Raw genomic sequence first — 12,320 nt, forward strand, 5'->3', positions numbered from 1 at the left:
ATGGACGGCCCTTCTTTCATCCCGGTGGTACGCCAGCGTGCCTCGCGGTCGAAAAGGACGGGGTTTTATGGTTGGGTGAGGCGTGCCCGCTTTGGGGCTACTCAGGCTGAAAAAAGCTGCGCCGCAAAAGCTTGGGACAAGCGGAGTTTCGGAACCTACAATTTTTTTTCAAGAAATTGTTGACAAAGCGGCCAGTTTTAGTCATTGTGCATTTCGCCGTGGGGCTGTAGCTCAGTTGGGAGAGCGCTTGAATGGCATTCAAGAGGCCGTCAGTTCAATTCTGTCCAGCTCCACCAGATTTCTTAAAAACCCCCGATCATCCAAGTGATGATCGGGGGTTTTGCGTGGTAAGGCCGTGGATGTTCAATTATTAATGGTAGCCATTTTTTATCCTGGGAGTACATCTGGAAGCTTCGATGACTTCGTAATTTCTCTTTTATATGGGCATCATAGATTTTTTGGAGAAAACATTTTATTTATATTTTATGTAGAACGTGTCAAAAATAAATTTCAATGATTATATACCCAGGCTGAACAATTGTAATTCCTCTTTCAGACTTGCATAATAGTGCTCATGTCTAAAAATAAATGTTACTATGTGGTAAAATAATCTTGATCTTGTTTTGTTTTTTCATTTACATCTCCGCCTCTTTTTGTATTCATTGTCTCTTGGTTTAATTTCTCCAGTCGGTCAATATCATTTGCGTACTCATTTGCGACAGTGAGATTGTCGATGAGGGTTTTTGTTAACGAATCTGAATTTTTGGATTTAAAACTATACGCAAGGAAAATTTTTAAGTTTGAAATCATTTTTTTGTATTGCACAAAGTATTCATTTGATTTTAATTGAAGCTCTTTAAGATCAAAATCATTATCATCCCTGTAATGATTCAGAGTGATGATGTTACTTTGGCATATTTTTATATGTGAGATGTAGCTTGTAAAAAGAATTTGCCTGACAGCCTCGTTCATTTTAACATTTTCAATTGTCTGTATGGGAAGAGATATACTTTCCAGCAAGTCAGCGTCTAGGAGATTGGCTGATCCAACGCGAGAAATATACATGGAATACAGTAATGGTATGAGCTTATTATCGGGCTCTGCGGTTATGGAATCAGTAAAATACTGAACAGAAATTTTCTTATCAATTTCACCTATTATATATCCTGCACTTGATGCTATATTTTTTGCAACGGTGAACGATCCCTCATAATTTGTTTTGAGCGCGTTATTAGCTGCATCATATGCTAGTTTGAAGTCACTAAGCATAAACCCGACTATTGCCTGTGCTGAATACAGCCTTGCTAACTCTTCATCAATTTTTTGATCATAGTTGAAAGTGTAAAAGTGCTTTTCTGGGCGTTGGTATTGTTCTAATTCGGCACTTACATCTCGACAAACGATTTGATTGAACTCAGATCCTGGCTGAGCCTCATAGTTGTATTTATTTTTGAAGATTTTTACTGCATTACCAACAACTGCTGGCCCTTCAGAATTAACAAAAGGTGGTAAGTTTGGCAGTTCTTTGGTTTGTTCTTGGAGCTCGTGGTATGAGTATTCTGCCATCACCTTGCCGATCCCATAATCGACAAAGGCTCCAGTGCCAAAGGTATAGGCTGCTGTGAGCAGAGCCGTTCCCCCAGCCATCCCTAGCCCCCCAGCCGTAACTGCACCTCCTCCAAGCAGGGCAAGCCCTGCGCTGGTTGCAGCAGCACCAGAAAGCCCCATTATTCCCCCAATAAGCCCACCGATCCATGTGATTGGTCCTGCAATTAATGGGCTTGCAAGGCCACCCGAAAAATAGACTGCAGCGCCGCAAGCTATTGCTAGCGCGCACCCAATCGCCCAGTCTATTGAGCTAGACCCCTTATAAAAAGACTCGAATGTTGTTAAGTCACCAGCGTAGCATGAAATTGTAGAAGTTAATATTAATACAGCAATACCCAATAAAAAAAGTGATTTGCAAAAAAGTTTCACTTTAAGACCTCAAGCAGAGTTGGTATTGTTTCACTGTCGCCATAAATAACCTTAACGTTTTGCGATTTTGCAGTTGCTTCTAAGAGCTTTTCAACGGTAGGATCCCTAGGCCTTGATGATATTGCAAAAAAACTCCTTACATTTGTGTTTGCTTTTGCATAGGCATTAAGGCTTTGCATATCGCCTCTGAAATTAATCAATGCATTGTAATCTATACTTGAGGGATGATAATTTTTTAACTCGAAAGCGAATATTTTCTGGCCCTTGGACACAATCAAATCAATATCTGTTGCTGCAGACTTTATTCCGTCATCAAATCTTTCACCAACCGCTAGTACTTGGTAGCCTTTTTTTTTCAAAGCGTTAGCGGTCATTACTTCAAAGCCGTGCCCGACGGCCTTTGCCTCGCTCATGCCGCACATTTTACTCAGCGCGTTTTTAAAACCCGGAACTCCAGACAAGTTTTTTAAAATTTCCTCCGACTGCTCCGGGGTTATCCTCTTTTGTTCAACTAAAATTTTGGCATATGTGGATTCAAAAAAAACAACCCTTGCCGGTGCGCCTAGCTCCCCAGCATGCTTTGCTAATTCGATCTCAACAGTTTTAGAGCCGTTAGTTTTGCCTAATTCTGCCAGTTTTTTTATCACGCTAAGCGAAAGCTTAGTTACAGTGGTTGTAAAGCATTGTGCCTCAAAGAAAGCTCCACATAAAAAAATGGAAAAAAAACTTACAACTAAAGGGATTGTTATAAATTTTACTCTCATGTGAGGCTTCTCTCTGCGGCTTCAGATAATATTGCTTAAAAAGATATATCTAGTACACATTCACCGTGCAACCTAGAAGTTACATATAAAATTCGGCCTCGTGGTAGCCGCTGAGCCCAACGGGGCTTGCCTTTGAATCCTCAGTTAGGGGCAAGCCCAAAAAACCGTCCATCTCCCGATGGTCGGGGGTTGGTACCGCGGACATTTTTCTGATTACCAAGATAAATTTTTTAAGGGGATGTCCTAGATAACTAGCTTAAATTATCTTTAACCATTTGTTTTAACATTCGTAATTGTTCTCTTGGATCACTGTTGTTAAAACGCCATTCGCACTCTTTTATGAAAAGATGGAAGTGCTCTTTGGGAACACCATTAAACTTGCGCAAATGGCGTTTGGCTTGATTCCAAAAGTTTTCGATACCGTTGATATGGTTGGCTCCGCTAGCAAACAACTCACTGTGATTTATACGAAGGTGCTTGAATTCACTCACATCAAGAGCATTGTAACTGTTAAATGAGTCCGTATAAACGATACTGTCCGGCGTTACCTGTTCCCGAATTATGGGCAGTATTGTGCCGCCCTTGGCATCGGGGATAACCACCGTGTAAACTTTGCCATTACGCTTTAACAGGCCAAAAACAGGGACTTTTCCACCTGCTCCACGTCCTCGCTTGCCCTTGCGCTTACCGCCGAAGTAGGACTCATCGACTTCTATCTCACCGGTAAGTATTTCAAGCTGCTCGCTATTGGCGTAGATCAATTGACGCAAACGATGGAAATAATAGCTAGCAGTAGTTTTGTTAACTCCAACCAGGGAGCCCGCCGTGCGAGCGGTTGCACCAGCTACAAATAACTCTAACAGCTTATCTTGCTTGTATTTGCTGAGACGGCTTTTTCTCATGGATGAATCCTAGACTATTTACATTATCTAGGACAGCCCCTTTTTTAATATTTAGACTGCTGTTATTATTGTTTTCTTCCCACCTGATTCCCGTTGCAGGGCAGAATCAGCCTCGCCATAGAGTGGATATTTTCTACATTATCAGCATGTCAGTTGGCAGGAATCAAGCAAGCGACCCCCATTGATATTATTTGTCCGCAGAAAGAATTGTGCACCCTATTAATTTAGGAACATACTTTTCCTCTGTCGAATAAACACCAATTACAACGACAGTCTGTCCCATAGTCAATTGGCTCAGTCGCTCACGCTGACGCTTTCCAAAAAAAATGCAGGCGACTTTTTTTGATCCCCCTCCCAACCCCAAGTAATACGAATTAACACCAGGGACACCCATATCAACAGGACCATAAGCCACCCGCCCACGTAATTTTATCCATTTGTCACCATAGAGCGCATCAGCCATTCTACGATCTTTCTCAAAAGCATCACACAGCGTTTGCGGAATGAACTCCGGCATATTTTCAATGTCTTTGGGCAACGTATTGAATTGCGGTGAATCCATAAGTGCATTTATAGCTTCTGCTTGCTTGTCCGTTACAGACGGAGCCTTGTTGGCACATCCCCACTGAAGACCTACTACGCACATCAACAAAAGGAGTAATATTTTTATCTTGCACCCATTTTGTACCGCGCTCATCTGCATTATTTTGCTCCTTTTCCCAGCAGATATTCAACTACCTGCGGATTGTTGTTCTTTTTTTTAGCCAATGAAAGGGCCGTTTCGCCAAATACATTGGTCGCATTTATATTGGCGCCGGATTCAACAAGAATCGTAAAAATTTCAATATTACTTGTTTTTTGTCCTGCAAGAATTAAAGCTGTGTTGCCATATTTTTCCACCGCATGAATGTTGGCTCCTTTATCCAACAACATTTTAATTTTTTTGGCCGGCTGAGAATTGGCGGCAGAATACATCAACGCAGTATATCCATCGTCTGCTTGCAAATTTGTATCTGCCCCATGCTCAAGCAATATTCTGGTTATCTCAATGTTTGGATTATATGTCGCAGCTAAAATTAGCGGCGAATAGCCTTCTACATCTTGAGCATTTACCTCAGCACCGGCCCGCAACAAAGTTATCAGCACTTCAGCGCTCGGATTAAACCGGGCGGCAAAGGTTAGCGCCGTTTTTTGGCTGATTGTGCGAGCGTTTACATTTGCCCCTGCATTAATCATTGCTTGTATGGCATCAGAGTGAGTGTTGTTCTTCGCAGCAACCATCAAGGCGGAAACACCTTGTGGGGTTGCAACATTAACATTTGCCCCGTCATCCAAAATGGCTTGAATTTGTTGGGCTGTCCCCCCTTCCCATGTTGTTGTATAATTTTTACCTGCGCAGCCCGTAAAACAGCAGGCCAGCACCATAAGAAACGCTCCCATACACTTGGGCAAATGGGGGTAACTCACGACTCCATGATACATGTTCATAGGCAACATCCTGAGACTCCTCTGATTTAACAAGGATTACGTACATTCTATAATTAATGCGCGTTGAAAATAATTCTTTAGCCTACGCGCTTTTGTATGAATTGCGCGCGGAGCCTAATATAGAGTTTCCAGCTGATACCCGGGATGAGGGTTTTCCACTGCTGTGTGCTGATCTTGATCGATTAAAAACTACGCCATCTTATATGTGTGCGGGTTCAAAAAATACCCCTGAGCATTCATAAGTGAACAGGTATGTTATTCATTAGTATTTTATCCATCCCAGAAATACTTAGAGCACGCCCCCCCCGATCATCGAAGGATGGTCGGGGGTTTTTGGTGTAACGTCGTTAGCCAGGTTGTTCAGTGAAGTGACCGCCATCAAGGCAGGCAAGAAAAGCAAAGCCACGGCCCACGCGTAAAAAGCTACCAAAAATCCGATGAAAGCCTCGGTTCCGCCAAGATCCTTGGCGGATTTCCGGCAGCATCCCGATGAGCAGAACCTCAGTGGTGACGAATATGAAGGCGGCCAGCGCCAGAGAAAAACCAGGAACCCAGAGGCCCCTGCCTTCCGGGTTTTAATTGAAGTCATAATCTGATCCTTATCACACACAAAAGTAGGACCAGTGTACTTTATACGCCCGCTTTTGGCCAAGCACAAGCTGGGCGGCCAGTAGGTGCCGGGCTGGATGGCCGGGCGAGAAGAACGAAAGCTGCCGGGTATCGCAGCCGTGTAATGCCCATCAGTAATATATAAACCCGCCACGGCTCTTTACCAATTGTCTTGATCGCATGGGTCACTGCAATTGTAGATGAAATTCACTTTTCTTCACTATTGCCAAACTTCATATATAAGATATTTATCGGCAAGTATTCGTATAATGTTTGATTACGTATTTTTATTATTGACAATTTATTGTATTTATACGATCTGCCTATCTGGAATATGAGCACTACAAAACTATTGGGAGCAGTTTATGAAGCATACTATTCTGCTAGTATTTGTTTTTGTGTTGCTTGCTGGCTGTAGTGGGTATTACCCGAAAAAAATAGGCGACCCAGTGCCACAATTGGCCAGAGAAAAAATGATTGATCCAGACAGCGGGAAGCCTCAAAAATACTGGATTCCTGTGTTCGACAAGGAAGAAACGGTATCCCCCCTGCAGGCACGGGAAGAAGAACGGCGTTGCATGTACAGGCTGTATGAAGGAAAAAACATCAGCGAGTTGCATCACCCTAACATGACACACAAGACCTTGCCGAAGAAAAAGCATCAACTATGGGCATATTCGATTTCGTATGTCGAGCAAACCACAAAATCTGGCGGTTTTTTTAAACCTGATGAGGTTATAAGAAAAAACTACAGCACTGTTTTTAATATTTTCACTGACTTGAATGGGGATGTCATTTCGTGTTCTTGGGTCAGGGGCACCCCGGACTATTTAGCTGAACGGCGCGCCAAGGAATCTCAAGGCGAAGCCCGTCCTGCTCAATAGCGCGGTTGTATCGCTAGTCCCTTTGATGTTCGGAGAATCAGATGTTCAAGAATATAGCGCTGTTTGGTTTGTTTGTGATGCTGATAGGGTGCGGCGGCAGGTATGGCAAAGGCTATGATGGGTGGGATGAAAATTATGTTGATGCCGGAACCGGGTTTACCATGTGGTTACCCAAAAAAATGAAAGAGCGTCACTATGGGTCGTCTATTGTGGGGAAATATGCAGAAACCTGTGGCAGAAGCCCGGTTCTGGATGTGAACCTGCTGCCAGACGCTCAGGATGTATACAAAGAGGATGCTGACGGCTTACGCACCTATGCCTTTGCGGGCAAGTATTATGCCGATGGTGGAAGCGACATGACTTGTGACGGAAAGAGATTTAACCGCACCATTAGACACGACTATTTTTTTAACATCATGATAAACCAGAAGGGCCAAGTGCTGGACTGCAAATACTTCCACTCGCGGGAGTCGATTTACTCGCCAATTTCCGAAGAGCCTTTCAGGTTACCTATTATCATTATTCAGTAATCAGGCGCAGCATTCACTGCTCTGAAGAAGGGGATGCTACCTCTCATTGTAGAGTTCTGACCAGCACACCACCAAAAAAATTTAAAGCCCCCGATCATCCAAAGGCGGTCGGGGGCTTTGCTGGATGCAATGTCATTAACGCTGCTTAGGGCTCTATGGCTTTCACAGACGATTACCGCCCCCAAAGTGCACAAACAAGAGATTCACTGATCAAGAACGCTGAACTGCTCATAACCATGCACACTTTCTTGCCTGTAACACAACGACCTTACAGCAAAGGCGCGTCTGCCATTACGCAAACCCGGAGCAGCAGATAGCGTTTGTGCGGGCTATGGTTTTGTGGCTAGAAGGAACCATTGCGTGTGGGGCATTCCCGGAAAAGTCCGCAATCACATACGCGCCGTGCTCAACGCAGAAAGTCGTGGATTCCGGGTTATCCGCCGATCCATGAATGCCCTTGATCAGGGGTTGCTCCGCCAGAATACGTTCCTTAATTGCCAGGTTATCATCAAGAGAAACGTTTGCGGTAACGCGAACCCACGCCATGTCTTTATTGACGGAGCAGATCTCTACAGCGGGATTGGTCTGAATCTGCTTGAAAACGTCCTTGCTTTTTCCCGTGCAGAACCACAGCGTGCCATCCTGCTCAAACTGGTACTGGAAGGCACGCGCATGTGGTTGGCTGCCGCTGACGGTGGCTAGAAAGCACATGGGAGCTTCGGCAAGAAAACCAGAAATTTCTTTTACTGTATTGCTCATAGCAACCTCTCATTTTAACTATTGTTTGAGTCATTTTGCTGCAAGTGACTCAAAATCTTTTGCGGCGTTTGCGTGCAGGCGGCCTTTTCAGCCTCACCTTACCCGGAAATTACGGCGCTCACTCCCTGCGGAAAACCTTCGGGTACATTCAAAGGACTAAATCCGGTGTCGGATTCGAAATTCTCTGCAAACGGTTTAACCACTCATCACCAGCCGTGACCATGCGATATCTCGGCATTGAGGATGCCGAGGTGCTCGAAATCCTCAGGCACGAAATCTAGTCGAGATATACAAAATGTATATGAATGTATTTGACTGGATAGAGTGTATGTTTGTAATGGCCTGATTGTATTGGCTGGCTTGGTTTAGGGATTCCGGCCCTTTTATGGCATTCAAGAGGCCGTCAGTTCAATTCTGTCCAGCTCAACCAGATAAACAATGAAGGGGACTTACGATTTTTATCGTAAGCCCCCTTTCAGTTGCATAGGATATCTATCCCTGATTTTTCATTTCTCCGATAAGTTGCTGGAGAGACTGAGCCTGCTGCGCCAAGTCCGCGACCGCATGAGCAGCTTGTTCCATAGCATGCGCTGTTTCAGAAGAAATAGTGGCGACCTGTTCAACCGAATGGTTGATTTCCTCGCTAGCAGCGGACTGCTGTTCACTTGCAGCAGCAATGGATTGAACCTGCTCGTTAACCATTTGGACAAATTCAAGAATTTTCTTAAGAGATTCGCCGGAGCGCGCTGAAAGTTGCGTAGCGTCTTCAATAGCTACTGCAACGTGCTCAACGTTACGAATATTTTTTTGAGTACCTTCCTGAATACCAGTAATGGCGCGTCCTACTTCCTGAGTGGCCGTCATAGTCTTTTCAGCTAGTTTTCGCACCTCGTCGGCAACAACGGCAAACCCTCTACCAGCATCGCCCGCACGTGCTGCTTCTATTGCGGCATTCAGCGCCAACAAGTTAGTCTGATCGGCTATGTCTGCAATAACGCCCATGACTTGTCCAATACTTTCAGCCTGCTTACCTAATGCGTCCATATCTTCTTTGATAGCTGCAGATTGAGAGTTGACAACCTCAATCCCCTTAACAGCATTACCCACTATTTGCGCACCTTCAAGGGCCTGCTGGCTGGCTTGATGCGAAAGATCTGCTGCTTGTTGAGCATTGCGTGCGACTTCAAGTACTGTCGCAGTCATTTCTTCCATTGCTGTGGCAGCTTCCCGCACTCGTCCTGACTGTTCATCAGCACCACGGCTTGATTGCTCTATCTGAGCTGAAAGCTCTTCAGATGCTGAAGATACGATTTGTACAACGCCTTCAAGTTGGCGAGCGGCTTGGAGCATTCCCTCTGCCTTGGCACGCTCAGCTTTGGCTGTAGCAGCCTCAGCTTCTCGCTTTGCCTGTTCGGCAACTTGTGTCTTCGCCTCAGCATCCATACTTTTTTGTTTGATATCATTGATATTGCGCCCCAAAATTTCGGCGGTACTGTTAAGAGCGTCCAATATCGTGCCAATCTCATCTGTATGCGTGTGGCGAACCCTGTATTCGTAGTCTCCGCGTGAGATGTGCGCTAAAGATTCGCTAATTTTACTAAGGGGATTGATGATAACTCTGGACGAAAAAGCCCAAATCGCTCCACCCAGCACGATCATACTCCCGAGCGCCATAAGAATTAACTCATAGACAGTGCGTTTTACAGGGGCCATGATCTCGTCTCGTTCAACAATACCCACGAGCTTCCACCCGGTTTGGGGCGATGTGACGACAAGCCCTAGGTACTCCTTGCCATCAATTTTAATGAATTCGCTTCCCTGGCTAAGTTTGAACAGCTCATTCAAATGCTGAGACTGTATTTCTGACACTTTTTTAAAGTTATACTGCTCATGTCGAGAGTCTGCGAGAATGACGCCGTCGTCCTGAATGAGGACAAGATAACCGCCCTGACCGATTTTGATGGATTTAACAAGATCTGTGAGCTTTTTTAGAGAGATATCGATACCAACAACACCGAGTATTTCGGAGCCCCGGGTTACAGTGCGCAATGCGCTGGTGACAGCTTCCTTGGTCGTAGAGGTCATATACGCCTTGGACAGAAACGCTTTATCAGTTTTTGAAAGCGCTTCTGTATACCATAGTTTTTTGCGTGGATCGAAGCCGGCAGGCATATCAGCATCCTGTATGTCACTGACATAGGCTCCGCTCTTAGCCCCAACGTAAACTTCTAAATAAGCAGGGTGGGATCTGCGCATAGCTGTAAAAAGCTCAGCTAGTGATCGTCCCACATGATCTTCGGAAGCTACCTTGCTTTTTGTTGGTTGTGCAGTACTAATATGATTAGTAGTAACTTCGTCGAGCTTCTGTACTGCTGGGAATTCGGCTAGCAATTCCGCATTCGCCATGCTTTCATCCAGAAAAAGGGTAATAGCGTCTGAGATTTGTGAAAGTTCGCTTATCTCAGATCGAACAAATTCCTGTTGAGAGTGCTTGCTGAAATTAAATGCTATAAGCGAAAAAATGCCTGTCATTATCACTGCAACGACGAAAAGCAACCCTAAAATCAACTTTGTTTTTATGGAAGCCTTCATGTGATTTCTCCTTATATGCATTTCTGCCTAATGATTTTTAATATTAGAGGACTACGCCTCTTAGTCTAATGTATCATAATTTGATAAAATTTAGTATTTTTATACTATTTTGATATGCGGAATGCTTTCAATATATGTTGAATATTATAAAAATACCGGCCAGGCTTAATAGTTACGGGCCATGTCGATGGAGGTATTTGAACCTCAATTGATATTTCACTTTACCATTTCGGATTTTTTTTACTTATCATTAGGCTTTCCTTAAATATTCTGAAATTATATGTCAAAGTATTTTGATCAAAAAATTGAATATCCATCTGATGGCCTCTTCGGGATTGGAATAGGTAATCATCATCAGCATGGGCAGAGGCCTCCAAATGCCCCCCGAGGGCCTTGCAGACCTCCCTGTTAATGAAGAGGGTATTGGACTTTCCGGTCTTGGATTTTTTGATTTGTATGGCCTGATCTGGTTTGACGGATTTGATGTCGGATATTTTGAGTTTGAGCAGGCCTCCGGTTTTGATTCCGTTGTGCCCCTTGCTGAAGAGGAGGAGGTCACGGGGTTTTGAGGTGGCTTTATCTTGATGCGTGCAGGGATGATTGAGGTAAGAATGGAAAAGTTGCATTTATGGTGAAGTTATTAAACCAGACAGAAACCCCCGATCCATCTCTCGAGGATCGGGGGTTTTGCTGTATGCATTTGAATCGCCTAGAGATTTCACTCAAAAACTGCTGTTCGGCGTTTCAGCAGGTGCTGCCCGCAAAGCACCACGCGAGCGTTTGGGCGCTGAAAGTCAGTCTCCTGCCGCCGAATCACGCCAACTTTTGGTAAAGAGAAGGATTGTATGTCTTCATGAGCTGCATAGCGTTAGAGTCTTGTTGCAGCAGGGCGCATACGCCATCTTTAACTTTCATGCTCATTTCCCGGTTCATAATAAAATCATCATAATAGTTGTCAGAGTCAATGCCATTGCTATCAAGGGCACTTCTAAGGGCCGCCATTACAGCGTTGTCGTACTCGCTGGCCCCTGCAGGAGGGAGCGTATAGCCTTGGAAGTTCCGGGCATCATAAAGCAAAAGAGGGGTGCTGACTTCCATTATCCATTCTGGCAGCTGATAATGCTCAAGAGGCTTTGATTTTGCTTGTCCTGCGTCCGAAGGGGAGGCGCTGCTGTGCTCCTGGCTCAGGCGTATTGCTTCTTCTGAAAGCGAAACAGTGTCCTGACCAGTGTTCCGGTTGAGTGACTCAGGCCCGCGCGTGGACGTGGTTGTACTTTGCGTGCTGACAGCAGGCTGTACATTGCATGCCTGGATAAGCGAAATCGACATGATAACCTCCGCGGCAAAAATTTCCTGTTTCATTTTGCAATATAATATTAAGCAATAAAGGTGCCGCAGAGTGGTGTTGAAAGGTGCCAGAATATTATAAAGCATATTATAGATAGGAAATTGTAAATGTGCATTGCTTATATGTTTGTGGAGTTATTAATATATTAAAAATAAGATCATGTATAAACATATCAGGTAAGAATTTTTATTTTGATGCTACTTTGGCAATAGTTACAAATTTTTCCTGGCATTAAACGGGGTATGCTGCACAGCGCGAACAGTTTCTTGCTCTGGCTCCACATTTTTTGCGGGTGGAGTGGATAAGTCATGCACGTCAGGCAATCCAAACCCCGCCCGTCCGGGGATCAACGCCTCGCCATCCCATTCAGAAATAAGATCATAAAATGGCATCCAACCATGCTCAGCAACCGGGTCTGCAATGAAGGCCCGCCCCTGTCTTGCCCCTTTAGCACAACAAAATGGCTA

The 12,320-nt window shown here is 44.6% G+C and carries 12 protein-coding genes, 1 tRNA gene and 1 pseudogene; 5 read left to right on the forward strand and 9 right to left on the reverse strand.

Annotated features, from left to right (window positions below; genetic code table 11):
• Positions 1 to 220 precede the first annotated feature (220 nt).
• Positions 221 to 296 (forward strand) — tRNA-Ala (locus tag ACZ5DH_RS13570).
• Between the two features lie 298 nt (positions 297 to 594).
• On the opposite strand, the gene ACZ5DH_RS13575 is transcribed toward ACZ5DH_RS13570, so the two are convergent.
• The 6 genes from ACZ5DH_RS13575 to ACZ5DH_RS13600 all read right to left on the reverse strand — a co-directional run bounded on the left by ACZ5DH_RS13575 (position 595) and on the right by ACZ5DH_RS13600 (position 5,720).
• Entirely contained in the window at positions 595 to 1,977 is a 1,383-nt protein-coding gene (locus ACZ5DH_RS13575) for a hypothetical protein (protein ID WP_464254777.1), read from the reverse strand.
• On the reverse strand, positions 1,974 to 2,741 hold the full coding sequence (locus tag ACZ5DH_RS13580) for a nuclease-related domain-containing protein (protein WP_464254778.1): 768 nt from the start codon (positions 2,739 to 2,741) through the stop codon (positions 1,974 to 1,976). Before ACZ5DH_RS13580 ends, ACZ5DH_RS13575 begins: the two co-directional genes overlap by 4 nt.
• A 251-nt stretch (positions 2,742 to 2,992) precedes the next feature.
• Positions 2,993 to 3,643, reverse strand: a complete 651-nt coding sequence (locus ACZ5DH_RS13585; protein WP_464254779.1) for an IS1595 family transposase — start codon at positions 3,641 to 3,643, stop codon at positions 2,993 to 2,995.
• Positions 3,644 to 3,830: 187 nt separating this feature from the next.
• Positions 3,831 to 4,346 (reverse strand): hypothetical protein, encoded by a 516-nt coding sequence (locus ACZ5DH_RS13590; protein ID WP_464254780.1) that lies wholly within the window; start codon positions 4,344 to 4,346, stop codon positions 3,831 to 3,833.
• Positions 4,346 to 5,131 carry an ankyrin repeat domain-containing protein gene (locus tag ACZ5DH_RS13595; RefSeq protein ID WP_464254781.1) on the reverse strand — a complete coding sequence of 262 codons (786 nt, stop codon included), beginning with the start codon at positions 5,129 to 5,131 and terminating at the stop codon, positions 4,346 to 4,348. The genes ACZ5DH_RS13590 and ACZ5DH_RS13595 overlap by 1 nt, the downstream gene beginning before the upstream one ends.
• Before the next feature lie 289 nt (positions 5,132 to 5,420).
• On the reverse strand, positions 5,421 to 5,720 hold the full coding sequence (locus ACZ5DH_RS13600) for a hypothetical protein (protein WP_464254782.1): 300 nt from the start codon (positions 5,718 to 5,720) through the stop codon (positions 5,421 to 5,423).
• A gap of 385 nt (positions 5,721 to 6,105) precedes the next feature.
• Between ACZ5DH_RS13600 and ACZ5DH_RS13605 the strand changes: the two genes are divergently transcribed.
• Both ACZ5DH_RS13605 and ACZ5DH_RS13610 read left to right on the forward strand, forming a co-directional pair.
• On the forward strand, positions 6,106 to 6,624 hold the full coding sequence (locus ACZ5DH_RS13605) for a hypothetical protein (protein ID WP_464254783.1): 519 nt from the start codon (positions 6,106 to 6,108) through the stop codon (positions 6,622 to 6,624).
• Positions 6,625 to 6,665: 41 nt separating this feature from the next.
• Positions 6,666 to 7,154, forward strand: coding sequence for a hypothetical protein (locus ACZ5DH_RS13610; protein ID WP_464254784.1), 489 nt, complete (start codon positions 6,666 to 6,668; stop codon positions 7,152 to 7,154).
• Between the two features lie 291 nt (positions 7,155 to 7,445).
• Here ACZ5DH_RS13610 and ACZ5DH_RS13615 read toward each other — a convergent pair whose 3' ends face one another.
• A complete protein-coding gene (locus ACZ5DH_RS13615; RefSeq protein ID WP_464254785.1) occupies positions 7,446 to 7,913 on the reverse strand; it encodes a pyridoxamine 5'-phosphate oxidase family protein in 468 nt (155 codons plus the stop codon).
• A 95-nt stretch (positions 7,914 to 8,008) separates the two neighbouring features.
• On the opposite strand from ACZ5DH_RS13615, the pseudogene ACZ5DH_RS13620 reads away from it, so the two are divergent.
• Positions 8,009 to 8,194: pseudogene (locus ACZ5DH_RS13620) on the forward strand (site-specific integrase); the annotation flags it as partial.
• A 211-nt stretch (positions 8,195 to 8,405) separates the two neighbouring features.
• Here ACZ5DH_RS13620 and ACZ5DH_RS13625 read toward each other — a convergent pair.
• On the reverse strand, positions 8,406 to 10,505 hold the full coding sequence (locus ACZ5DH_RS13625) for a methyl-accepting chemotaxis protein (protein ID WP_464254786.1): 2,100 nt from the start codon (positions 10,503 to 10,505) through the stop codon (positions 8,406 to 8,408).
• Positions 10,506 to 10,864: 359 nt separating this feature from the next.
• Here ACZ5DH_RS13625 and ACZ5DH_RS13630 point away from each other — a divergent pair, with 359 nt between their 5' ends.
• Positions 10,865 to 11,074, forward strand: coding sequence for a hypothetical protein (locus tag ACZ5DH_RS13630; RefSeq protein WP_464254787.1), 210 nt, complete (start codon positions 10,865 to 10,867; stop codon positions 11,072 to 11,074).
• A 244-nt stretch (positions 11,075 to 11,318) separates the two neighbouring features.
• Here the strand turns inward: ACZ5DH_RS13630 and ACZ5DH_RS13635 are convergent, their stop codons facing one another.
• Positions 11,319 to 11,834 carry a hypothetical protein gene (locus tag ACZ5DH_RS13635; RefSeq protein WP_464254788.1) on the reverse strand — a complete coding sequence of 172 codons (516 nt, stop codon included), beginning with the start codon at positions 11,832 to 11,834 and terminating at the stop codon, positions 11,319 to 11,321.
• Positions 11,835 to 12,320: the final 486 nt, after the last annotated feature.

The organism is Desulfovibrio simplex, assembly GCF_055387835.1.